This window comes from Desulfovibrio sp. (assembly GCF_034006445.1).
In the GTDB taxonomy this organism is placed as follows: domain Bacteria; phylum Desulfobacterota; class Desulfovibrionia; order Desulfovibrionales; family Desulfovibrionaceae; genus Desulfovibrio.
Genome location: NZ_JAVESS010000004.1, coordinates 82,719 through 107,537, shown reverse-complemented (window position 1 = coordinate 107,537; position 24,819 = coordinate 82,719). Strand labels below are relative to the sequence as shown.

The 24,819-nt window shown below is 61.7% G+C and carries 15 protein-coding genes; 5 read left to right on the top strand and 10 right to left on the bottom strand.

Annotated features, from left to right (window positions below; translation table 11 throughout):
• Positions 1-111: 111 nt before the first annotated feature.
• The 4 genes from RBR41_RS06615 to RBR41_RS06600 are packed head-to-tail and all read left to right on the top strand — an operon-like array spanning position 112 to position 9,796.
• A complete protein-coding gene (locus RBR41_RS06615; RefSeq protein WP_320351796.1) occupies positions 112-1,857 on the top strand; it encodes a sensor histidine kinase in 1,746 nt (581 codons plus the stop codon).
• Positions 1,857-3,260, top strand: coding sequence for an MdtA/MuxA family multidrug efflux RND transporter periplasmic adaptor subunit (locus RBR41_RS06610; protein WP_320351795.1), 1,404 nt, complete (start codon positions 1,857-1,859; stop codon positions 3,258-3,260). Before RBR41_RS06615 ends, RBR41_RS06610 begins: the two co-directional genes overlap by 1 nt.
• 39 nt (positions 3,261-3,299) lie before the next feature.
• Entirely contained in the window at positions 3,300-6,515 is a 3,216-nt protein-coding gene (locus RBR41_RS06605; RefSeq protein ID WP_320351794.1) for an MdtB/MuxB family multidrug efflux RND transporter permease subunit, read from the top strand.
• Positions 6,512-9,796, top strand: coding sequence for an efflux RND transporter permease subunit (locus RBR41_RS06600; protein ID WP_320351793.1), 3,285 nt, complete (start codon positions 6,512-6,514; stop codon positions 9,794-9,796). The genes RBR41_RS06605 and RBR41_RS06600 overlap by 4 nt, the downstream gene beginning before the upstream one ends.
• Positions 9,797-10,134: 338 nt before the next feature.
• Here the strand turns inward: RBR41_RS06600 and RBR41_RS06595 are convergent, their stop codons facing one another.
• The 5 genes from RBR41_RS06595 to RBR41_RS06575 all read right to left on the bottom strand — a co-directional run bounded on the left by RBR41_RS06595 (position 10,135) and on the right by RBR41_RS06575 (position 16,354).
• Positions 10,135-10,695 (bottom strand): hypothetical protein, encoded by a 561-nt coding sequence (locus RBR41_RS06595; RefSeq protein ID WP_320351792.1) that lies wholly within the window; start codon positions 10,693-10,695, stop codon positions 10,135-10,137.
• A 96-nt stretch (positions 10,696-10,791) separates the two neighbouring features.
• Positions 10,792-11,328, bottom strand: coding sequence for a hypothetical protein (locus tag RBR41_RS06590; RefSeq protein ID WP_320351791.1), 537 nt, complete (start codon positions 11,326-11,328; stop codon positions 10,792-10,794).
• A 22-nt stretch (positions 11,329-11,350) separates the two neighbouring features.
• On the bottom strand, positions 11,351-12,964 hold the full coding sequence (gene murJ, locus RBR41_RS06585; RefSeq protein WP_320351790.1) for a murein biosynthesis integral membrane protein MurJ: 1,614 nt from the start codon (positions 12,962-12,964) through the stop codon (positions 11,351-11,353).
• Positions 12,964-15,549 (bottom strand): ribonuclease R, encoded by a 2,586-nt coding sequence (gene rnr / locus RBR41_RS06580; protein ID WP_320351789.1) that lies wholly within the window; start codon positions 15,547-15,549, stop codon positions 12,964-12,966. Before rnr ends, murJ begins: the two co-directional genes overlap by 1 nt.
• A gap of 100 nt (positions 15,550-15,649) precedes the next feature.
• A complete protein-coding gene (locus tag RBR41_RS06575; protein WP_320351788.1) occupies positions 15,650-16,354 on the bottom strand; it encodes a Bax inhibitor-1/YccA family protein in 705 nt (234 codons plus the stop codon).
• 543 nt (positions 16,355-16,897) lie between these two features.
• Between RBR41_RS06575 and RBR41_RS06570 the strand changes: the two genes are divergently transcribed.
• A complete protein-coding gene (locus RBR41_RS06570; protein WP_320351787.1) occupies positions 16,898-17,515 on the top strand; it encodes a peptidylprolyl isomerase in 618 nt (205 codons plus the stop codon).
• A gap of 1,811 nt (positions 17,516-19,326) precedes the next feature.
• On the opposite strand, the gene ruvC is transcribed toward RBR41_RS06570, so the two are convergent.
• The 5 genes from ruvC to RBR41_RS06545 form a co-directional block, all read right to left on the bottom strand.
• Complete coding sequence (gene ruvC, locus RBR41_RS06565; RefSeq protein WP_320351786.1) at positions 19,327-19,848, bottom strand: crossover junction endodeoxyribonuclease RuvC; 522 nt, start codon at positions 19,846-19,848, stop codon at positions 19,327-19,329.
• 1 nt (position 19,849) lies between these two features.
• Positions 19,850-20,653 (bottom strand): MlaE family ABC transporter permease, encoded by an 804-nt coding sequence (locus RBR41_RS06560; protein WP_413785137.1) that lies wholly within the window; start codon positions 20,651-20,653, stop codon positions 19,850-19,852.
• Between the two features lie 21 nt (positions 20,654-20,674).
• Entirely contained in the window at positions 20,675-21,439 is a 765-nt protein-coding gene (locus RBR41_RS06555) for an SPOR domain-containing protein (protein ID WP_320351785.1), read from the bottom strand.
• A gap of 383 nt (positions 21,440-21,822) precedes the next feature.
• Positions 21,823-23,475 (bottom strand): arginine--tRNA ligase, encoded by a 1,653-nt coding sequence (gene argS / locus RBR41_RS06550; protein ID WP_320351784.1) that lies wholly within the window; start codon positions 23,473-23,475, stop codon positions 21,823-21,825.
• Between the two features lie 360 nt (positions 23,476-23,835).
• Positions 23,836-24,777 (bottom strand): ACP S-malonyltransferase, encoded by a 942-nt coding sequence (locus RBR41_RS06545; RefSeq protein ID WP_320351783.1) that lies wholly within the window; start codon positions 24,775-24,777, stop codon positions 23,836-23,838.
• Positions 24,778-24,819 lie beyond the last annotated feature (42 nt).

Sequence of the window (24,819 nt, the reverse complement as noted above, 5' to 3'; positions counted from 1 at the left end):
CAACGCTGCGGCCAACGCTGCGGCAGACGCTGCGGCCAACGCCACAGTGCGTGAGGCTTCGTCAGGCCCGGCCAACCCGGCCAGCGCCTGTACTGACAAGGATGTGGGCTGATGTCTCCCGCTTTTACGCCGCCCACTTCTTCACGCGTCAGGCCGCCAGCCCGGAGCGGCACCGTTTTTGCGCGCCGTATCCTGGTGGCTTTTGTTTTTCTGGCCCTGGGCATGGGGACGGCCCTGAGCATTGTGGGGCATCTTTCCTTTGATTATCTGGGCACCTATCTGGTGGGCTGGCATGCACGTCCGGTGATGGAAACCCTCATCGAGGCCGAAAAGCGCGCCTGGGAGGCAGAAGACCGCGGGCGCGACCAGCTGTATTATGGAGAAGACCTGGCGACGGCCATGCACTGGACGTTTCTGGTGGGCAAGCAGGTCTCGCCGCAGTGGCGCGACCTGCCCGACGGCCTGCATTTTGTTGAAAGCGATGCCGAGTTTGTTCTCATAGAGCGCCGCGACGGTGTGGAATATATGCTCCGGGGCGGCACTGGCGGCTTTCAGGCGCTGAAGGATCGCCTCAACGGCATTCTGCTGCTTTGCGTGCTGGCGGGGCTGGCCGTGGCGGTGCTTCTGGCCGTGGTTTTGAGCCGCCGTCTTACGGATCCGCTGCGGCGGCTCACCCTGGCGGTGGAGGGGCGTCCCGCTGCGGGAACAAACCGCATGCCCGCAGGCTCTGATGCCGCGCGCGACCCGGACTCCGGGACGCGGGCCGATCTGTCTGCCTACCGGGCCATGACCCTGCTTGCCACGCCCGCCGACATCCCCATGACAGATATGGATGACGAGGTCGGCGTGCTGGCCCGCGCCATTGCCGCCCGCGAGGAGGCGCTTTGGCGTTTTGTGCAGCGTGAAAGCCATTTTACGGGCGATGTGAGTCACGAGCTGCGCACGCCGCTCACGGTTATGCAGGGCGGGCTTGAGGTGCTGGAACTGCGCCTGGAACGCCTGCAGCAGGGCGAAGATCTGGCCCCTGTGGTCAGCAGGCTTTTGCGCACCACAGGCCGCATGAGCGATACGGTGCGCACGCTTCTGCTGCTGGCCCGCCGCCCTGAAGAAATACAGTTTCAGGTGCTGGACTGCGCCGCCTTGCTGCGGGAAGTCATAGGCGAGATGGAGCGGGAGGGGCTGGCGCGCGCGAAAAAAGTGGCTGACGTATCCGACAATGCCTCTGCACCAGGCTGTTTGCCCCACATGGTGGAGCTGATGCTGCGCAGCGAAGCTTCGCCTGCGTCGCACGGCGGCCATTCGTCAGATATTGAGCCGCGAGGCGGCGATTTTTTCGCGCCGGGGCCACAAGACGGCGATTTTTCCGAGCCTGACCCGTCCCGCGAGGCGTCTGCATGGCCGTCCCGCGAGACGTCCGCAGACCCGTCGGCCCGACCGCGTTCCTTCGCGCCCCCAACGGTCGCCCTGGCCACGTCCATACCCGCGCACGCGCCAGCCCGTGCCCAAAGGGAACTTGCGATAATCATTTTCAAAAATTTGCTGGACAATGCCTGCAAGTACACCGAAAATGACCGCGCCTTCGTGCTCCTTGAATCCGGCAGGATGCTGGTGGGCAACAAAGGCCGGACACCAAGTGATGTCGATATTTTTGCGCGCGGCGTGCGTCGGCGCAAATCCACTGACCACAACGGCTACGGGGACGGCGCAGGGTACGGGCTGGGGCTTTCTTTGGCCCAGCGCGCCTGTGAACGCCTCGGCTGGTTGCTTGAACTGCTGCCCTCCGCCTATGTCGGAGCGGAAGAGATAACGGTGTTTCGCCTTATTTTTCCTCCGGCAGCCCAAGGAGAAGACGTGTAATGTCAGGTTCTCAGATCAGTCCTGTTGGCGGTATATTTTCGGGCCGACGCAAGCTGGTGGCGGTGGTTCTGGTTCTGCTGGCCGTGGCGGCGGGCTGGAAGCTGCTGGGCAAGGGGGGCGGCCGCCCCGGCATGAACATGGACGCTCCGCCAGTGCGCGTGGCCACGTCCCTGGCCCAGAATGTGCCGCATTTTCTTAACGGTCTTGGCACGGTGTTGCCGTCTGGCGACGTGCTTGTGACCAGCCGGGTTGACGGTCAGCTGCAGCGTCTGCACTTTACCGAGGGCCAGCGCGTGAAAGCCGGTGACCTGCTGGCGGAGATAGACCCGCGTCCCTTTCAGGCCAGCCTGGATCAGGCCCTGGGCAATCTTTCCAAAGACAGGGCCCAGCTTGAAAACGCCCGCAACGACCTTGGCCGCTACGCCAAGCTTGCCCAGGGCAACTACATAGCGGCGCAGCAGTATGAAACGCAGCGCGCCCTGGTGCGGCAGTTTGAGGGCGTTGTGCGGGCCGATCAGGCCGCCGTGGATTCGGCCCGGCTGCAACTGGAATATAGCCGCGTTACCGCCCCCATCAGCGGGCGGCTCGGCCTGCGCAATGTGGACGAAGGCAACATGATCAAGGCTTCGGACGCCAACGGTCTTGTGCGCATTACTGAAATCAGTCCCTGTGACGTCATTTTCACCCTGCCGGAAAGTCAGGTGCCGCTGGTGGTGCAGGCCTTGCGCCACAGCGAGAGCCTGCCTGGTTCCCCGCCTCTGCTCGTTCAGGCCTGGGACAGGGAACAGAAGCGACTTCTGGCCGTGGGGCAGCTTCTTTCGCTGGACAACCAGATAGACAGCGCCACCGGCACGGTGCGCCTCAAGGCCAGCTTTGCCAACAAGGACGGCGCTCTCTACCCCAACCAGTTCGTCAACGCGCGCCTGCTTGTGCGCATTCTGCCGGGAGCCGTCACCGTGCCTGCCTCCGCCGTGCAGTTGGGCACGCGCGGGGCCTACGTGTACGTGGTTCGCCAAGGTGAAAAAGGGCCAGGCGCAAAGGGGCCAGGCGCAAAGGGGCCGGGCGCAAAGGGGCCGGGCGAAAAAGGGCAGGGTGAAAAAGGGCAGGGTGAAAAGGGACCAGGTGAAAGTGGACAGGATACTGCCCAACTGCAACTGGTGACGCCCGGCGTCAGTTCCGGCGGCCTGACGGTCATCGAAAAGGGGCTGGAACCTGGCGAAAGGGTGGTGGTGGACGGTCTTGACCGCCTGCGGGACGGCATTGCCGTGCGCGTGGCGGCCACAGTGGAAACGCCCAGGGCAGAGTCCGTGGACGGAACCGCCGCCGCAGACCCCGGTGCAGCCCAAAATGCTCCGCAGGGGCAGGTGAGCATGCCGTCGCCCGAATCCGGGCAGGCCCCGTAGAAACGCAGTGCCGCTTTTGCCGTACAGGACAATGCCGCCATGAATCTTTCGCGCATCTTCATTCTCCGGCCCATAGCCACGTCCCTGCTCATGGTGGCCCTGCTGCTGTCTGGTCTTCTGGGCTACCGCTATCTGCCGGTGGCGGCGCTGCCGCAGATAGACTACCCCACCATCCAGGTGCAGACGCTGTACCCCGGCGCTTCGCCCGACGTCATCGCCTCCGTGGTGACGGCCCCGCTGGAGCGCCAGTTCGGCACCATGCCGGGCCTTGTGCAGATGAGTTCGCTCTCGTCCGCCGGGGCTTCGGTCGTGACCCTGCAATTCGACCTTTCAATGGCTCTGGACGTGGCGGAGCAGGAGGTGCAGGCCGCCATCAACGCGGCGAGCAACCTGCTGCCTTCCGACCTGCCCACGCCCCCCATATACAACAAGGTCAACCCGGCGGATCCGCCCGTCATCACCCTCGCCGTCACCAGCGACGCCATGCCCCTGACCCGGCTGGAAGACCTGGTGGATACGCGCATGGCCCAGAAGATTTCGCAGTTGCCGGGCGTGGGGCTGGTAACGCTTTCGGGCGGGCAGCGCCCCGCCGTGCGCGTGCAGATGAATCCCAGGGCGCTGGCCAATGCTGGCCTTACCCTGGCTGACGTGCGCACGGCCATAGCCAAAACCAACGTCAATGACGCCAAGGGCAGCTTTGACGGGCAGGAGCGCGCCAGCACCATTGACGCCAACGACCAGCTCTCCTCGGCGGAGGAATACGCCAATGCCATCATAGGTTACAGGGACGGCGCGCCCCTGCGCCTCCAGGATGTGGCCGATGTGGTGGAAGGGGCCGAAAACGCCCGTCTGGCGGCCTACGTGGCCGGTGACGCCATGAGCTTTCGTCCGGCCATCGTGCTTTCGGTGCAGCGGCAGCCGGGGGCCAACGTCATCGGCGTGGCCAACAGCGTGACGCAGCTTTTGCCCGTATTGCAGCAGACCCTGCCGGGCAATGTGGAAGTGCGCGTGGTTACGGACCGCACCACCACCATCCGCGCCACGGTGCACGACGTGCAGCTTGAACTGCTGCTGGCCGTGGCCCTGGTTATCTGGGTCATCTGGATTTTTTTGCGCAACGCGCAGGCCACCATCATTCCCGCGCTGGCCGTGCCCCTCTCACTGGTGGGGTCGCTGGGCGTCATGCACCTTGCGGGCTATTCGCTCAACAACCTCACGCTCATGGCCCTTGTCATCGCCACAGGCTTTGTGGTGGACGATGCCATTGTGGTCATTGAAAACATTTCCCGCTATCTGGAGCAGGGCATGCGCCCGCGTGAGGCCGCGCTTACGGGCGCGGGGCAGATAGGCTTTACCATCATATCCCTGACCATTTCGCTGGTGGCCGTGCTTATTCCCCTGCTCTTCATGGGCGACGTGGTGGGCAGGCTGTTCAGGGAGTTCGCCGTTACCCTGGCCGTGACCATTCTTATTTCAGCGGCCATATCACTGACGCTGACGCCCATGCTCTGCGCCGTCATGCTGCGGCCCGAACGCCACGCAAGCCAGAAAAGCGAAGGCCGTTTTTTTACGCGTCTGCTCCAGTGGTACGAGGGCAGGCTGGACTGGGTGCTGGCCCATCAAAAGTTCACCCTGGCCGTGGCCGTGGGCACCCTGGTGCTGACCGTACTGCTGTACATTCTGGTGCCCAAGGGATTTTTTCCCGTGCAGGACACGGGCGTCATACAGGGCGTGGCCGAGGCCCCGCAGGACACGTCCTTCACGGCCATGGCCACACGGCAGCGCGAGCTTGCCCAGGTCATTCTTGAAGACCCGGCAGTGGAAAGCGTGGTGTTTTTTGTGGGGGTGGACGGCATCAACCAGACCATGGCCACGTCGCGCCTGAGCATAGAACTGCGCCCACTGGACGACCGTGACGCCCGCGCGCCCGTCATAGCCCGGCGCATCATGCAAAAGGCCGCCACGTTGCCCGGCATGACGCTGTATCTGCAACCCGTGCAGGATTTGACCATTGAGGACCGCGTGTCCCGCAGCCAGTACCAGCTTACGGTGGAAGCTCTGGACAAGGAGCAGCTTGACTCATGGGTGCGGCGCATGGTGGACGCCCTGCGCCAGCAGCCCCAGCTTGAGCTTGTGACCAGCGACTATCAGAGCCCCGGCCGCATGGCCTGGCTCAATGTCAACCGTGACGCGGCCGGAAGGCTCGGCATCAGCATGTCTGATATCGACAACGCCCTGTACGACGCCCTCGGGCAGCGCCTTATTTCCACCATCTTTACCCAGACCAATCAGTACAAGGTCGTGCTTGAGGTGGCCCCGCGCTTCCGTCAGGGGCCGCAGGACATTGAAAATATCTACGTCAAGGGCGGCGACGGCAAGCCCGTGCCCCTCACCAGCATAGCCACGGTGGAGGAACGCCCCACCCAGCTTTCCATAGCGCGTCAGGGGCAGTTTCCCGTGGCGACCATATCCTTCAACGTGGCCCAGAGCTCTTCACTGGGCGCGGCTGTAAAGGCGGTCACCACCACCTTTGAAAGCCTGCAGGTGCCGAGTTCACTGCGCATCCAGTTTCAGGGGGCCACCCAGGCTTTTGTGTCGTCCACCAACAATCAGGTGTGGCTCATTCTGGCGGCCATCGTGACCATGTATATTGTGCTGGGCGTACTGTACGAAAGCTATATCCACCCCGTGACCATTCTTTCCACCCTGCCTTCCGCCGGAGTGGGGGCTTTGCTGGCTATCATGCTTGGGGGCATGGAGCTTGGCGTGGTGGGCATTATAGGCATCATTCTGCTCATCGGCATTGTCAAAAAGAACGCCATCATGATGATAGACTTCGCCCTCGACGCCGAACGCAATGAGGGCAAAGCGCCGCTGGCCGCCATACGGCAGGCCTGCCTGCTGCGCCTGCGGCCCATTCTCATGACGACCATGGCGGCCCTGCTGGGCGCGCTGCCCCTCATGGTAGGCTGGGGCATGGGCGCCGAACTGCGGCGTCCCCTGGGCGTGACCATGGTGGGCGGCCTTATTGTCAGTCAGGTGCTGACGCTCTTTACCACGCCGGTCATCTATCTGTGGTTCGACCGCCTGAGCCGCCGAGTGCGCGGCAAGGGTGAAACTGACCCTGATGTGCCTTCCGATGCCGCAGCCGGTGCCGCAGCTTCTGGCCAAACCTCAGGCCAAATCTCAGGCCAGGCCTCAGGCCAAACTTCCGGCATGAACGCGCCCGCGCGGCCCCAGGAGGGCAGGTCATGAACCGCCCCCCGGAAGCCGGAACAGGCGGCAAACCGGATACCCCCCCTGTGCGCAGAAAACCGGAGCCCGGCCATCGCCTCGGCCCTCTGGTGCTGCCCCTGAATATTTCCGCGCCCTTTATCCGGCGGCCCGTGGCAACAGCCCTTCTGACCATAGCCATCACCCTGGCGGGTATGGTGGCCTTTGGGCTTTTGCCCGTGGCCCCGCTGCCGGATACGGATTTTCCCGTGGTTATGGTGCGGGCGAACCTGCCCGGCGCAGGGGCGGAAACCATGGCCGCCACGGTGGCCACGCCGCTGGAACGGGCCTTGGGGCGTATAGCCGGCGTGACGGAAATGACCTCAAGCAGCAGCCTTGGAGCCACCCAGGTCATCTTGCAGTTTGACCTCAACCGCAATATCGACGGCGCGGCCCGCGACGTGCAGTCGGCCATCAATGCTGCGCGTTCCACCCTGCCGACCATGCCGTCCAACCCCGCCTATCGCAAGGTGAACCCGGCTGGCGCGCCCATCATGATCCTGTCCATCACCTCTGACGTGCTGACCCGCTCGCAACTGTACGATGCGGCCTCCACGGTGCTGGCGCAAAAAATATCCCAGCTTGCTGGCGTGGGTGAGGTCATTGTGGGCGGCGGCGCACTGCCCGCAGTGCGCGTGGAGGTCATACCCGACGCCCTCAACAGGCTGGGCCTGAGCATGGCGGACGTGCGCAAGGCCCTTGCCGCAGCCAATGCCTATCTGCCCAAGGGGCAGATTGAAAGCGACACCAACTACTGGCTGGTGGGCGCCAACGACCAGTTGCACAAGGCGGAAGACTACAAGCCCCTCATCGTGGGCCGCAGCAACGGCAAGGTCATACGCCTCGCCGACGTGGCCGAGGTGGTGGACAGCGCGCAGGACGTGCGCGCCATGGCTGTTTCCAACGGCAAGCCCGCCGTGCTGCTCATTGTGTTTCGCTCACCCGGAGCCAATATCATCGAGACTGTGGACAGAGTGAAAGAAATGCTGCCCCAGTTGCGCTCCTGGCTGCCGGAAAGCGCTGATCTTGATCTGCGCATGGATCGCTCGCTGACTATCCGCGCATCACTGCATGAGGTGGAAAAAAGCCTGGTGCTGGCCATGGCCCTTGTGGTGCTGGTGACCTTTCTTTTTCTGCGCAACGGGCGCGCTACAAGCATTCCGGCTGTGGCCGCGCCAGTGTCGCTCATTGCCACCTTTGGGGTCATGTACCTCTGCGGCTACAGCCTGGACAACCTCTCGCTCATGGCGCTCACCGTCTCCACGGGTTTTGTGGTGGACGACGCCATTGTGGTGCTTGAAAACATCGTCCGCCGTCTGGAACTGGGCGAAAGTCCCCTGCGGGCCGCCCTGCGCGGCGCACGCGAAGTGGGCTTTACCGTTGTGTCCATTTCACTTTCCCTGGTGGCTGTGTTCGCGCCCATTCTGTTTATGGGCGGCGTGGTGGGGCGGCTGTTCCGCGAATTTTCCGTGGTGCTGACCACGGCGGTGCTCGTTTCAATGGTGGTTTCACTCACCACCACGCCCATGATGTGCGCCATGCTTTTGCGGCCCATGAACCAGAGCGCGCACGACGCCAGGGCCGCCGCACAGGCGCAGCGCTTGTGCGCTGGCGGCCTCTGCGGCCTTGTGCGCAGATTCTTCGCCAGGCTGGGCGACGCGTGGGGCCGGGTGCTTTCGGGCATGCAGGCGGGCTACGCCAAAAGCCTGCCAGTGGTGCTGCGGCATCCGCGCCTGACCATGTTTGTGCTGCTGCTCGTGGTGGCGGCCAATGTATGGATGTATATCACCGTGCCCAAGGGCTTTTTTCCCGAGCAGGACACGGGCGTCATCATGGGCGGCATCCGCGCTGACCAGAGCGCGTCCTTTCAGGCCATGCAGGTCAAGCTGGCCAAACTTGTGGAAGTCATACGTGCTGACCCTGCGGTGCAGCAGGTTTCTGCCCATATTTCCGGTGGGCGTGGGGGGGGCGTCTTTATCGCCCTCAAGCCTCTGGCTGTACGCAAGGTGAACGCGCAGGCCGTCATAGGCAGGCTGCGCGGCAAGCTTTCCGGCGAACCCGGCTTGCAGATTTTTTTGCAGCCGTCGCAGGATATCATGATGGGCGGGCGCGGCTCGCGTTCGCAGTACCAGTACACCCTTCAGGCTGACAATCTGGACGATCTGCGCACCTGGGGCCGACGCATGCAGCGGGAGCTTGCGTCATTGCCGATATTCAAGGATGTGGACAGCGATATTGAAGAGCGCGGCCTGCAAACGACGGTCACGGTCAACCGCGACGTCCTGGCGCGGCACGGGCTGACCATGAAGGACGTGGACTCGGCCCTGGGTACTGCCTTTGGGCAGAGCCAGGTTTCCACCATTTATCGCGACAAGAACCAGTACCGCGTGGTGCTGGAATACGGGCCGGACTGGCTGCAAAGCGAAGACGCCCTTGAAAAGGTCTACCTGCCGGGCAAAGAGGGGCTGGTTCCCCTGCTGAGCGTCGCCCATGTGGTTCCGTCCTTTGCGCCGCTCTCCGTCTCGCATCAGGGGCAGTTCGCCGCCGTGACCCTTTCCTTCAACCTTGCGCCGGGCTCGGCGCTTTCGCAGGCGCAGACAGCCATCGATGAGGCGCGGGTCAAGATCGGCATGCCCTCCACCATTGTGGGCAGCTTTCAGGGTACCGCCAAGATGTTCAGCGACACGGCGGGCAATCAGGTCATCCTTATCCTGGCGGCCCTGGCCGCGCTGTATATTGTTCTGGGCATGCTGTACGAAAGCCTCATCCATCCCTTGACCATTCTGTCCACGCTGCCTTCAGCCGGGGGCGGAGCCTTGCTGGCACTCATGCTCTTCAAGATGGAGTTCAGCGTCATTGCCCTTATCGGCGTGCTGCTGCTGTGCGGCATCGTCAAAAAGAACGCCATCATGATGATCGACTTTGCCCTTGAGGCTTCGCGCAGCCGTCATCTGCCCCCGGATAAAGCCATCTATGAGGCATGTCTGCTGCGCTTTCGGCCCATCATGATGACCACCGCAGCCGCCATCCTTGGCGCGGTGCCTTTGGTATTGGGCCAGGGCGACGGGGCCGAGATCCGCCAGCCCCTCGGCGTGACCATCGTGGGCGGCCTTCTGGTGAGCCAGATTCTGACGCTCTACACCACGCCCGTGGTGTACCTGTGCCTTGACCGCGCCCGCTTGCGCACGCGCCGCTGGTGGTGGCGCGTACGCTACGGCGGGGCCGTGGCGGGCAGATTACAGGTTTTGAGCAAGAAGGCGTAGGCCCAGGCAGGACGCAGAGAATGAAGCAACGCCGCCAAACGGTATAAATCAGCGTTTCCTTTGAAATGTCTTGTGGGGGAGGGACCCTTTTGCAAAAGGGTCTCCTCCCCCACGCCCCCTCCCCCCAAAACTCTTATTGTGGGTCTAGTATGTTAGGGCTGCGCGAAACAGCCATCATGTAAACGAAAATGCCGCAACGTGCGTGGCTTCAGCCAAGGCGCAAAGTAAAAACCCCCTGACGGGGGTTTTTACTTTGTACGCGGGGATATTGAGTGAAGTGTCGGGGGGCGCAGGGCAATCTGGATTTCAAAGGCGTACCGCAATGCTGTGGATGTTTCTCACAAGGGTTTACCCATAATGCCACATGCAAGCATCACGAGATCAAACCATATAAACATGGAAATTGGCTGTAAGAACAGGCACATGACAAAAGTGGTCAGGGGTATTTTAATAAGAATTGAAGGGCAGGCCCTACGGCGAAAGCGTAAAAAATACAGCCCTGCTGACAGCAATGCAACTATCCCTGTCCACAGTGCGGCTTCTACTATTCTGTATACCCAAATTTCGTCAAAGGCGTCCTGTTGCAAGGCGCTCGTCAGTTGCGTTAGTTCAACATTAGTGAAGAAGAAAGTAACGCCAACACCTATAAAAACCTGCACATACATCCAGAAGCTACGCTCGAACCGAAATATTTTCAGACAAGCAACCGTACCCGCAAAACTCGTGATAGCAATGGCAGTATTGGTGACAACATCAGCCGTGTCGGTGAGTTCAAACGATAATCGTACATCCTGCATAGCCCATAATGTAAGCAGCAATAACGGCCACTGCCGCACCCATAAATCTACTACGAACCTGGTCGTGGTATTTACCACATACTCAATACGTTCAACGATCATGCGCGCACCCTTTTGAGCAAGTATGTCTCATCGTGGGTTCGTATTGTAGATGATTCCCAAAAGGCTGGAGTCAATTACTGACACGAATGATATTTTTCACTCGGGTATGCCGAGAATGCCATATGCCTGCATTATCAGGATAAACCATGTAAGCATGAAAACCGGTTGTAAGAATACGTACATGCAAAAGACGGTCAGAGGTATTTTAATAAGGGCTGTGGGGCTGATCCTATGCCGAAAGCACAAAAAATAAAGCCCGACTGACAGTGCTATAATGACTCCCGTCCATTGCACTGCTTCTGTAAGTCGCCATATAATATTGTAGTCTAACGCTTCCAGATGCAGAGATTTCTGTATTTCGTGCATATTGACTGGATCAAAGGCTACAAAGGGAAGGCCCATAAACGCCAGTCCGTATATCCAGAAGCAGCGTTCAAGGTGAAACGCCTTTAGGCAAGCAACTGTACCCACAAAACTCGCGGCGAAAACAAGCCTGCTTATGATGTCATCCTCGCCCAGGAAATCCAGAACAGCACACAGGATGAGCAGCAATAACGGCCAGTGCCGCACCCAGAAGTCTACTACGAACCTGGTCGTGGCATTTACCACATGCTCAATGCGTTCAACGATCATGCGCGCACCCTTTTGAGCAGACTTATGTTCGCCGTAATTTTCGCAATACCGGTTCCATAATGGATGGGGCCAGCCACAGGCACAAGGGCAAAAAAAGCAGCAAAAAGGCGCAGCCGCCCAGGGCAAGAGCCAGCAGGGCCGCCCACAGGGCATGCAGGCCAAGATCAGCCGCGCGGTTGAGGGTATAGGCGCTCAGCCACCACGCGGCGGCAGTGCCGGGCAGAGAGCAGCCTATGGCGCGTAACGCAAGACCGCACAGGCCGGCAAAAGCGCCCTGTCCCTGCCGCCTGGCCCACAGCGCCATGAGCCACAGCACGTAAAGGCTCACGCTCAGGCCGGAAAGGGCGGCAATGGCCCATGCCCCGTGCGGCACAGCCCAATAATAGTAAATGGGCAGGCAAACCACTGTCATGATTGTGCCGGTGACAGCAGGAGTAATGGTGTCGCCGTGGGCGTAATAGGCCCGTACCAGCACCATGTAGATGATCCAGAACGGCGTGGCTGCCAGCATGATTTGCGTGAGCGGGGTGGCGGCAAGGGTTTCGGCGGGGCCAAAGCGGCCGCCCTGAAAAATGACGCCCAAAATAGGCCCGGCGCAGGCCGTCATGGCCAGAGCGCAGGGGATGATAAGCCCCAGACTGGCCCGCAAGGCCGTGCGCAGGGTACGGTCAAAGCCCTCCCTGTCGCCATCGGTAAGCAGCTTGACCAGAAAGGGATACGACGCCACAGCGGCGGCCTGCCCCATAAGGCCCACAGGCACTTGCGTGATGCGCCGCGCGTAGTTGAGCAGGCTTACGGCTCCGTCGCCCACCAGCGAGCCGAAAACGCGCAAAAACTGCTCGTCCAGCATCATGATGGTCTGCCCCAGCATGAGGGGCAGGGCGGTGACAAGAAATTTGCCCATGAGGGGATGCCGCCACACGGCCCGCAGGCGCATGCCGTCCTGCAGGGCGACCATGAGGGGCAGAATGAAGGTGCCGATGGCGGCCCCGAAGGTCACGCCCACGCAGTAGCCCGTCATGCCCTCAAGGTGTTTGAGTATGGAGGCGGGCAGCGCGTTCTGCACCAGAGGCAGCCCGGCCAGCCAGGGCAGGGTCAGGCCGCCAAGGATGATGCCGCCGTTGTAGATGATGGGAGCCAGCGCTGGCACGCGGAACTGCCGCCGCATAAAAAGCAGGGCCGTTATGCAGGCCCCGCAGAGAAAGAAAATCTGCGCGGGCAGCACGATGCGCATGAAAAAGGCCAGCCGCAGCCACTGCTCCGGCGTAAAGCCGGGGGCTATCAGGCGGGCCAGGGGTTCGGCGGCCAGCATGCCCGCAATGGTAAGAGCCAGGGAGGCCGTACCCATCCAGCAGAACACGCAGGAAAAAAACTTCCAGGCGTCGTCCTCATCCTCCTGAAAGCGGCGCGACAGCAGGGGGATGATGGTGATGGACATAAAGCCGCCAGCCAGCATGTAATTGATGATGTCCGGCACCACAAAGGCGGCAAAGTACATGTCCGCCTCGCCTCCGGCTCCGAACTGCCACGAGATGACCTTGTCGCGCACAAGGCCCATGAGGCGTGAAATGATGGTGCTGGCGGCCAGAATAAGGGCCGCCGCACCCATGCGCTGTCTGGCGGACAGAAGGCCCATCAGCCGCGTTTTCCTGCTGATTTCTTGCCGGGCCTGCCGGATTTTGCGGGCGCGGTTGTACCATTTTTACCGCCTTTGCCGCCTTGGCCGCCTTGGCCGTTGCCTTTACGGGCCGACGGTCTGCCGGGCTGGGCGGGTTTACCCGCGCCGTTCTTTTTGCCTTTTCTGGCGGGCTTGCCCGACGTTCCTTTTTTGCCGGGGCCATCGCCGTCGCCGGGCGAAACCAGCTTCCAGCCGGAGGATGAACCCTTGCGGCCCCCGGCAGCACGGCCCGCCCCCGCGCCCTTACCGCGCGCGCCTTTACCACGTGCGTTTCGCGCGCCCCGGCTGCCCATGCCCTTGGGCAGTTCCAGCGGCATAAGGCGGATTTCAAGGCGGCCCAGGTTCACTTCGCTCAAGGCCACGTCCAGCTTCTGGCCCATGTGCCAGATGATACCGGAATGCTGGCCCACAAGGCTCATGGTGCGGGCGTCAAAGTCGTACCAGTCGTCGCCCAGGTCTTCCACGCGGATCATGCCTTCCACAGGCATTTCGGTCAGTTCCACAAAAACGCCAAAGTCCGTCACGCCCGCCACAATGCCGCTGAAATGCTCGCCCACGCGGGGCAACAGGGCAAGGCAGCCCAGGCGGCGGTCCATCTCGCGTTCGCAGGCCATGGCCGCCCGCTCGCGCCTGTTCAGCTGGTCTGCTATGCGCAAAAGCTTCTGCCCGGCAGGCACAGGCCCGGCGTCCAGCCCCAGCGACGTTTTGAGCGCCCTGTGGGTGAGCAGGTCGGCATAGCGGCGGATGGGCGAGGTAAAGTGGCAATACGCCACGGATGCCAGCCCGAAGTGCCCTTCGTTAACGGGCATGTAGCGCGCCTGGGGCATGGCCCGCAGGCAGAGGCGGTTGACCAGGAATTCCTGCGGCGTGCCTTGAACTGCGGCCAGTACGCCCTGCATGGAGGCCGCCGTGGGCCGGGGCGGCAGGTTTTCAAAACCCGTGGCCTCCAGCGTGTCAAAAAGGCTTTCAAGCCTTTCGGGGTCAGGTTCGGGGTGTATGCGGTAGAGAAAGGGAATGTCCGCGTCGCGCAGGTGACGGGCCACGGCCTCGTTGGCCGCGATCATGAATTCTTCGATAAGGCGGTGGGCGTCGTGCCGCAGGCGGTGGCCAAGCCAGGCCACGCGGCCAAGGTCGTCCAGGCGGCATTCCGCTTCGGGCAGGTCAAAGTCCAGCGTGCCGCGCTCACGGCGCACGTCGCGCAGTACGGCATAAAGCGCAAAGGCCTTGTCCAGCATGGCCAGCACTTCTTCGCCGCGCTCCTGCGCCTTGAGGTCGGCAAGGGCGGCGGCATCCTTGTCCAGCAGGCAGGCCTTGACCTGATCGTAGGTCAGGCGCGCTGCCGAGCGCATGACAGCCTGCGAAAAACGCGGCTTGCCCGGCTGGCCCTTGGCGGTAAAGGGAATTTCTGCCAGCATGGCCAGCCTGTTCACGTTGGGGCGCAGGCTGCACAGGCCGTTGGACAGAATCTCGGGCAGCATGGGTTCCACGGAACGGGGAAAATACCAGGAATTGCCGCGCGAAAGGGCTTCGGCGTCAAGCGCGCCGGGGCAGCCGCGCCCGCGCGGGCGCACATAATGGCTCACGTCGGCAATGGCCACGCGCAGAATCCAGCCCTTGCCTGCGGGCTGCTCCTCCACGTGGATGGCGTCGTCAAAGTCCCTGGCGTCAGCGCCGTCAATGGTCACCAGCGCGAGGTGGCGCACGTCCTGTCGGCCCTTGAAGTCGGCTTCTTCCGGCTCTCCGGGCAAGGCCTGGGCCTCGGCCAGAACTCCGGCGGGAAAGTCGCGGGGCACTTCGTGGTTGAGCTTGACCAGCTCTTCCTGCACGGCCACGTCGTCCTCGCGTCCGTAGTCGCCCAAAAGGCGGGCGCTCCAGAGATCAGAGGCCAGTGACTTGACGGGTTCCAGCAGCACAAGGGTTCCCTGAGCCGGGGCTGGCGTGCCTTCGGGCAGTTCCACATTGAAGTCGGCGGGCAGGCGGCTGTCCGCCGGGCGGCAGAAGATGGTTTTGCCGTGGCGACTGACCACGTGCGCGGGCACTTCCTTGAGGCCGCGTTCAAGCACTTCAAGGACGCGCCCTTCAGCCGAAGGCCCGCGCGGCGCGCCGGGCGCAAGGGCCACGCGTACCATATCCTTGTGCCATGCGCCGCCGTTCTGGGCAGCGGGGATGTAAATGTCCTTGTCCCCGGCAAACTCCCAGCGCGCACCGCCCAGGTCGTCAGCATCGGCAGGGCGCATGGGCGTCACAAAGCCCGCGCCCTCGCGCAGGGCGCTGAAGCGCCCGGTAATGGTTTTCAGGCTTTCGGGCCGTATCCACAGGCCCCCGCGCAGTCGTAGCGCACGGCCCTGCTGTTCAAGGTCTTCCAGCGCGGCTTCCAGTTCTTTTCTGTCGCGGCGGGCAAGCCCCAGAATGCGTAAAAGGCCGTCCAGGCGCATGGGGCGGTTCTGGGCGGCAAGCGTTTGCAGCAGTTCTTCATGAGAAGGAACGCTGCCAGCGGTCGCGGAAGCACCAGTGCCGCCGCGAATATTTTTTTGTTTTTTCATAAAGTTCATTCACTCTGCAAGGCACGAAAAAGGGGCAAAAGGCCAGACCTTTTGCCCCCCACTACGTGCTTGCTCTCAGGCTGTGCCCAAGGCGCGGCTATCAGTTGCGGTTGCCGCCGAAAAGGCGCAGCAGCATGAGGAAAAGATTGATAAAGTCCAGATACAGGGTCAGCGCGCCCAGGATGGCGCCACGGCGTACTGCCGTCGCATCGTCCAGAGGGGCGCTTTCACCGAACCGGCGCAGCTTTTGCGTGTCATAGGCGGTGAGGCCCGTAAAAATAAGTACGCCAAGGCAGCTCACCACAAAGTCCATCATGGCGCTCTTCAGGAAGATATTGACGACCATGGCGATGACAATGCCGATGAGGCCCATGAACAGGAAGCTGCCCATGGCGGTCAGATCGCGCTTGGTCACTGTGCCGTAGACGGTCATGGCCAGGAAGGTGCCCGTGGTGACCAGAAAGGCGTTGGTGATGGACGCGATGGGATAGATTACAAAAATGGACGACAGCGTGGCCCCTGTCAGCGCCGAATACAGCAGAAACAGGCCTGTGGCCGTACTGCCGGACATTTTGTGCACGGCGGCAGAAAGGGCGATGACCAGGCCGAACTGGGCCACGATAAGGGCGATCATGATCAGCGAGTTGCCGAAAATAACCTGCTGCACGGCGGGCGTGCTTGCGACAAACCAGGCCATAAGAGTCGTGACGCCAAGGCCCACGGTCATCCACTGGTAAACCTGACGCATGTAAATGGAAGCAACGCTACTGACGCCGCTTTGCGCAACACTGCGAGTATTCGACATTATATCCTCCGAAAAACTGTTGAAGCCTGACCGGCCCGGCATTCCTCCACGGGCTGACGCACGGCGCTGCCGCGAGGATGATTTCCTTACGCATGCCGGACAAGCCGTATCTCCTGTCTTCTTGCCTATACTATATGACACAAGCCAGGTTTAGCAAGTCCCGCCCCGCGCAAAACGCCGCCAACGCCGGATGCGGCCACGCGCAAAGGCCGCATGTGGGCGCAGGATGCCGCACGAGACGGCGTGTGACATTTGAGCAATTTAACTTTGAAATTGCTCTGGCGGGTGCGTGATCAGACGCCCGCCGCGAAGGCGTAAGCGCAGTTTATCTGCACGGTTAAACGCCGTAGCGAGCGTGCCTTAAACTTTGAGAATGTACATTCTCAAAGTTACTCTGCGCTTGTGCGGCCAATATGTCGCCAAAACGGCGTACAGCCGTTATCTGACAGTAACTTGATGGCCGTGGGCTGCCGTGGTAGCGTGGCAAAGCGGCCGGGCGGACGTCCGGCCTTCATCATACCGCAGCAATGTAAGGAGTTACATATGAAATTTTTCCGTTCCGGCGTCATGTTTCGCGCCCTTGCCCTGTCTCTCTGTCTGATGGCGGCCCCGCTCATGGCCGTGGGGCTCGGGTTTTCTTCCGCTCATGCCGCCACTCCCGATCCGGCTGTGAAGCTTGAGACCAACTATGGCGACATCATCGTGCGCCTGGACGCCCGTAAAGCCCCCATCAGCACCGCCAACTTTGTGCAGTACGTCAAATCTGGTTTTTACGACGGCACTGTTTTTCACCGTGTCATCAAGAGTTTTATGATTCAGGGCGGCGGGTTCACGCCTGACCTGAAGCAGAAAGAAACCCGCGCCGCCATCCGCAACGAAGCGGACAACGGCCTCAAAAATAAAAAGTACACCATTGCCATGGCCCGCACCGGCGAGCCGCATTCGGCCACCGCCCAGTTCTTCATCAATACCAAGGACAATGACTTTCTGGACTTCAAGAGCCAGACGCCCCAGGGTTGGGGCTATGCGGTCTTTGGCAAGGTGATCAAGGGTCAGGAAGTGGTGGACAAGATCGCCGCTGTCACCACTGGCAAAAAGGGCTATTATGACGACGTGCCTATGGAAAATGTCATCATCAAGAAGGCCGTGATTGTAGAGTAGTGCTGCTGCGCAGTGATGGTTTGCGCTTTGGCGCAGGAAAAGGGCCGCAAGGCCCTTTTTTTGTGCCTGCGGGCACGGTGGCTTTTTATCTTTGATTTTGCGCGGTTGCGGAGCGAGTAAGTGCTCTTTGTGGTCGACTGCTCAAAGCAAAACAAAGCAGGGCTTGTCCTTTGAGAGGTGGCTTCTGTGCCCTGCGGGCACGGGAGCTTTTCTTTATTTTAGTTTGGGCCGCCTCCGGCGGGGGCAGATGGGGGCCTGTTAGGGGCTGCTGCCCCTCCGAGGCCCCCTCTGCACTCCCCCCGGACGACCCCGCTGGGCTTGTCGCACCTCTCCACTCCCACGGGTTAGCCCTTTAGGGCTTTCCATATTCCACCATTCCGCGAGGGTTGCGCGGCTTTTGCTCCGGGAGCTTCCTCGCTTCGCTCTGTGATCTCCCTCCGCGCCGCGTAATGCCAGCGTGCGCTTTCGCGCTGAATGGGAAATCGGGGGCGTCTGGTTGGCTGCAGGAAGTCTCAGGAGTGGCGCTTGGTTGTTAAGAGCGGGCTCGTTGGCAGAGAATTTGGGGTGTGGGCTTGTCCTTTGAGAGGTGGCTTCTGTGCCCTGCGGGCACGGGAACTTTTCTTTATTTTAGTTTGGGCCGCCTCCGGCGGGGGCAGATGGGGGCCTGTTAGGGGCTGCCGCCCCTCCGAGGCCCCCTCTGCACTCCCCCCGGACGACCCCGCTGGGCTTGTCGCACCTCTCCACTCCCACGGGTTAGCCCTTTAGGGCTTTCCATATTCCACCATTCTCCGAGGGCTGCGCGGCTTTTGCTCCGGGAGCTTCCTCGCTTCGCTCGGTGATCTCCCTCCGCGCCGCGCAATGCCAACGTGCGCTTTCGCGCTGAATGGGAAATCGGGGGCGTCTGGTTGGCTGTGGGGGGGGGCAGAAATTACCAATCTCCGTTGGAGAAGAGCGCATACGCACGAACCTGGCCGACGTGTCGACTTCGGTTCTTTATGACGCCGCACCCGGCATCTGCCTGGGCATTGGCCGAGCAATTGCACTGGCTTGAGTGTCTTGCTTGCGTGACAAAAACTTGGGGCAAACCATGCTAAACTGGGCGACTTTTTTGGACGCAACAGAAAAGAGCCACATCGAAGACCAAAACCCTACGTCGCAACGTGTCTTTTTTCAGCAGCCTGACGCCATCCCAGAGACTCCCCACTGCCAACGAGATGTCTCGACCCGTATTCAGGGTGAGATCGTACGCTGGCATTGCGCGGCGCGCAGGGAGATCGCCGACGTGTCGGCTTCGGTTCTTTATGACGCCGCCCCTTCATTCAAGGCGAAGGCGCACGCTGGCATTGCGCGGCGCGGAGGGAGATCGCCGAGCGCAGCGAGGAAGCTCCCGCAGCAGGGGCCGCGCAGCCCTCGTGAAATGACGAGAATGGGAAAGCCCAAGCGGGGTGCTTCGGGGGGGATGCAAGGGGGGCCGAGAAGGGGGCGCAGCCCCATAACCGGCCCCGCCTTGCCCCCGCCGGAGGCGGCCCAAACAACAAATAAAAAAAGGCCTCCGTGTCCGCAGGGCACAGAAGCCGCCTCTCAAAGGACAAGCCCTGCTTTATTTCTTCAGAGCGCCCGTCGCGCATACCCACGCCCCCCCGCCGGAGGCGGCCCAAACTAAAATAAAGAAAAGCCCCCGTGCCCGCAGGGCACATAAGCCACCTCTCAAAGGACAGGCCCTGCTTTATTTCTTCAGAGCACCCACCACGCATACCCATGCCCAGTCGCGCATACCGCCGCCGCGCAGGCAGCCCAAATCGAAGAAGCCTCTACTTCCCCGCTAGGGCGGCAAACCGCCGCATGGTCAAATGGCAGATGGCCACGGCCAGAGCGTCCGAGGTGTCCAGCGCCCAGTCGGCGTTTTTGACGTTGAGCAGGCGCTGCACCATAAAGGACACCTGTTCCTTTTCGGCGCGGCCCGTACCCACCAGGGATTTTTTCACCAGGGTCGGTTCATAGTCGCGAATGACAAGACCGTGGGCGGCGCAGGCGGCCACGGCCACGCCCCTGGCCTGCCCCAGCTTGAGGGCGCTGGCTGCGTTCTTGGCGGTAAAAACCTGTTCAATGGCGGCTTCATCGGGCGTGAGGCGGGCCACGATGGCTGAAAGCTCATGATAGATGCGCGCCAAACGGTCAGAAAATTCCTTGCCCGCCGAGGCGGTGCGCACCACGCCGCAGTCCACCAGTTGCAAGACGCCTGACGTCTCGCGCACCACGCCCCAGCCCGTTCGTTGCGAACCGGGGTCGATGCCCAGAACCGTGACGGTTCCTTTGGTATTGCACGTCGGCATATTACAGCAGAAACGAGGTGATGACGTAGTCTGCCGCCAGAATCAGCACGCAGGATATGACCACGGCCGAGGTCGTGGCGTTGCCCACGGCTTCGGGGCCCACGCTGTCGCGGCGCATGTTGGTGTAGTAGCCCTGGCGGCAGCAGATGGTGGAGACCAGCAGGCCGAATACAATGGCCTTGATGAAGCCGCCGGACACGTCCGTCATGGTTACGGAACTGGCGATGCGGTAAAAGTACGCGCCCTGGTTGATGCCGAGCATGAGCACGCCCGTGAGATAGCCGCCAATGATGCCGATGACGTCAAAAACCGCCGTCAGCAGGGGAAAGCTGATGAGCGAGGCCACAATGCGCGGGCTGACAAGGTAGCCCATGGAGTTGATGTCCATCACGTCCAGAGCGTCGATCTGGTCGGTGATGCGCATGACGCCTATTTCCGCCGTCATTGAAGATCCTGCGCGGCCAGTGAGCATGATGGCCGTAAGCACCGGGCCAAGTTCGCGGATGAGCGTCAGCGACACGGCGGAGCCGAGCATGCCCACGGAGCCGAACTGCACCAGGCTGTAATAGCCTTGCAATCCCAGCACCATGCCACAAAAAACGCCGATGAGCATGATGAGAAAAAAGGACTTGGAGCCGATGATATACAACTGCTGCAGGGTGCGCCGAAAGATCTTTCTGCTGGTGAATATCTGGGCGATCCCATCAAACATGAAGATGGCCGTGCCGCCCAAAGCGTCCATGCCGCGCAGGCAGGGGCGGCCAATAAGGCGTAAAAAGCCTGTGAAGGTATGGGCTTGTGTCATGTAAACTCCTTCTTACAAGCTCTAGCGGCCCGTGCTGCGGCTTTTGCCGGGTACGGCTTTTTTGGACTTCTGTATGGGCGCGCCGAGCTTCATGCGGCCAAGCTCTTCACGCAGATTGCTTGCGTCAAGATCTGAGCCGCGCAGGTTGACCATGACCAGTTGAACCTTGCCGCTTTTCTCAAGGCGTGTGCGGATGCCGCGCTCTTCAAGCTTTTTGCGCAGCTTGTCGGCGTCATCGGCGCTCTTGAAAGCCGCCACCTGAAAAACAAAGTCGAACTGCGGCGCTTGCGGGGCCGCAGGCTTCTGGGCCTGAGCCGATGCCTGGGCCTGCGTCGCGGGAGTTTTTGCTGCCTGCGCACCCGGTTGCGCGCCAGCCTGCGCTCCTCCCTGAGGTGATTTGCCGCCATGCCAGGCGGCAAGGCTGTTGGCGCTGGGGCGATCAAAGGGATAGGCCGAGGGGTTGGCCGGGCTGGCAGCCTCGGCGGCTGCAGGAGCGGCGGGAGCAGCCGGAGCCGCCGCCTGCGGGCCAGCCGCAGTGCCGTCGGGGGCGGGCGCTTCCTGCCCTTTGGGGGCTGCGGCGTCGGGGCCAGCCCCGGCAGACGCCGCTACCGGCGTATTCGGGGCATCCACGCCGCCTTGCGCCGCCTGCGGGGCCTGTTTGTCCAGCTGCAGGCCGGTCATCTGCTCGACGCGCTGCTCCGGGTTTTGCCCCCGGCCCACCATAAAGCCCATAAAGAAAGACCAGCCCACGGCGGCCATGAGTATAAGTCCCAGCAGGGTAGCCATGGGGGCCGACAGACGTAGGACAAGCCGTTTTTTATCGCTTGCGGCGGGGCTTGCGGCAGTTTTTTGTCTGGGCTTGCGTAGCGGTGGGGGCATTCCTGATCCTTGTGTGTGTTCTTGGAGCAATTTCACCAGCAATGCTGTCGCCATCCGTAAGGCTTCTTCGTCGCCTGACGGCTGTTGCCTGAAATTGCTCTGGCGACTGCGTGAGCAGGCGTCCGCCGCGAAGGCGTAAGCGCAGTTTATCTGCGCGGTTAAACGCCGTAGTGAGCGTGTCTTAAACTTTGAGAATGTATATTCTCAAAGTTAATCTGCTCTACTGGCGTATGCGCCGGGCGGGCAGGCTGAACCGCGCCCGCCCGGCGTCACAAACAAATCCTGCTATACTACATGCTTTCCGGCGCGCTGACGCCGAGCACGTCCAGGCCGTTGCGCACGACCTGTCCCACGGCCCGCAGCAGGGCCAGGCGGGCCAGGGTGCGCGGGGCATCGTCGGCCAGCAGCACCTGATGTTTGGCGTAATAGCTGTGCAGAAGCCCGGCCAGTTCCGTCAGGTAATGGCTCACATGGTGCACGCCCAGGCACTGCGCGGCGGACTGCAGCATGTCTTCAAACCCGGCGACCTTGCGCAGCAGGGCCATGTCTTCGGGCGTATCCAGCGGAGCCAGCAGGGCGGCGTCCGTTTTTTCAGGCAGCTCGAAGCCGCGTTCGGCGGCCCGGCGCAGCACAGCGCAGATGCGCGCATAGGCGTACTGCACGTAGTAGACAGGGTTGTCCATACTGCGCTGTTTGGCAAGCTCCAGGTCAAAGTCCAGCGGGCTGTCGCTCTTGCGCGATAAAAACATGAAGCGCGCCGCGTCCGCGCCCACTTCCTTGATAACGTCGGACAGGGTTTCAAAGGTTCCCGCCCTGGTGGACATGCTCACGGGCTGGCCCTCGCGCAGCAGGTTCACAAGCTGGATGAGCACCACGTCAAAACTGCTCTGATCCTTGCCCATGGCCGTGATGGCCGCGCGCATGCGGGGGATGTAGCCATGGTGGTCAGCGCCCCAGATGTCGATAAGCCAGTCAAAGCCGCGCTCGAACTTGTCATGGTGATAGGCAATGTCGGAGGCAAAATAGGTCAGCGTGCCGTCGGACTTTCTGAGCACGCGATCCTTGTCGTCGCCGAGCTGCTCGGTGGCAAACCAGAAGGCATTGTCCTTGTCGTAGGTATAGCCCGATTTGCCCAGCGCCGCAAAGGCCGCGTCCACCGCGCCGTCTTCCACAAGGGTTTTTTCAGAAAACCAGCGCAGATGCTCCACGCGAAAATCACGCAGGTCGTCCTTGATGCCGTTGAGGATGTCGTTCATGGCCTTGTCGTAGCACACGTCCTCGCCTTCGGCTGCGGGCATGTCGGGCAGGGCGGGGTTGGCTTCAAGCATTTCGCGGGCGATATCAATGATATAGTCGCCCTTGTAATAGTCTTCGGGCCATTCCACCTTGCGCCCGGCCAGTTCCAGCACGCGCAGCCATACAGAAAGGCCCAGCAGGCGCATCTGGCGACCGGCGTCATTGATGTAGTATTCCGTATGCACGTGGTGCCCGGCCTTGCGCAGCAGGCGGGCCAGGCTGTCGCCCACGGCGGCCCCGCGCCCGTGGCCCACATGCAGCGGGCCTGTGGGGTTGGCCGAAACATATTCCAGAAGCACCCTGCGGCCGGGTTCCTTGCTTTCGCCGTAGCTCTGGCCCGCGCTTTCGATGTCGGCGACGGTTTCACGCCAGAAGGACTGGCTGAAGGTCACGTTGCAAAAGCCCGGCCCGGCGACTTCGACCTTCTCCACGTCCGGGCAGCGCTCCTGAAGCTTTTGGGCAAATTTTTGCCCAAGCTCGCGGGGATTGGTTTTGGCTTCTTTTGCCAGCAGCATGGCCGAGTTGACGGAAAGATCGCCGTGGCGGGGATCGCGGGGCGGCTCGATGACCGTTTTGGCGGGCCAGGCAAGGCCCTCTTCTTCAATAATGGCCGCCAGGGCCGTGCGCAGGGTTTCAATGGCGCGCATAGTGCTTTCGCATCCTTTACGTATACAGGTTCTTCTGGTGCAGTTTGTCACTGCGGCGGGGCAGTCGGCCCGCGTCCGTCAGTCGGCTCCGGCGGTAGTCCGGAGTATTCTGAAAACACTGATTAAAGAGCCTCTTGGAAACGCGCAGTTGTTTCGTTTGGCAAGGCGCGATCTTTTTTTGAAGCAGGAGTGGACTCTTCCGTCCTCGACTGTTTCAAAAAAAGTGAAGCAACGTCGCCAAACGGAATAAATCAGCGTTTCCTTTTGTCTTGTGGGGCCGCGCACCTTGCAAAGGTATCATCGCAAGGGTTCAGACGTTCCCGCCCGGGCGCGCAACGCCCATTTCATTCGTTAGCGGCGCTAACCCGCCAGGGCTGCGGCGCTTTCGGCATTATTGACAAGCTCTACGGTCAGTTGATCCGCCTGGGCGCGGTCGGCCAGGCAGGGAGCGACCATCTTGCCGAGCACGGCCTTGGGGCCCAGTTCCAGCCAGCGGCGCGCGCCTTCATCATACTGATTGCGCATGGTGTCAATCCACTGCACGGATGAGGTCATCTGGGCCAGCAGGCTTTCAAGCGCGCTTTCGCCCTCGTGAACGGCCTTGCCGTGGGCATTGCAGTAGACGGGGAATTTGGGTCTGCTCCAGGTGGCCTTGCGCAGTTGCGGGGCGAGCTCCTTGCTGGCCTCAGCCATCATGGGGCTGTGAAAGGCTCCGCTGACCTTGAGCTCAATGCCGCGGCCCTTGGCTTCCTTGGCCTTCTGGCAGGCCAGGGCCACGGCGGCCCTGGTGCCGCTGACCACAAGCTGTCCCGGCGTATTATAGTTGGCCACAAGGATCATCTCGCCGCATGCAGCGGCGGTGTCGGCCACAATTTTTTCCACCTGGGCAGGATCCAGTTTGAGCAGGGCGGCCATGGCCCCCTTGCCTTCAGGATCCGCCTCGGCCATAAGGCGGCCGCGCAGGCTGGTCAGTTCCAGCACGCTTTGGGGCGAGAGCACCCCTGCGGCGGCCAGAGCGCTGAATTCGCCAAGGCTGTGCCCGGCGGCGGCCAGAGGCTTCACACGGCCGGCCACGGCGCTCCAGAGGTTCAGGTTCACCACGGTCAGGGCCGGTTGCAGGGCGCGCGTGTCGTTCATGGCGGCGTCGTCGCCGTCCCAGTAAATTTCGCGCAGGGGCAGGCCGCTGGCCCGCTCGGCCAGTTTCCAGAGGTTCATGGCGTCGGCTGAGGCTTCAGCCAGATCGCGGCCCATGCCCGCTTCCTGTGATCCCTGGCCGGGAAAAAGCAGAACGGCTTGTGTCATCGGAACGTATCCTCCAAGGGCGCGGCAGGCGGGCCGCATATG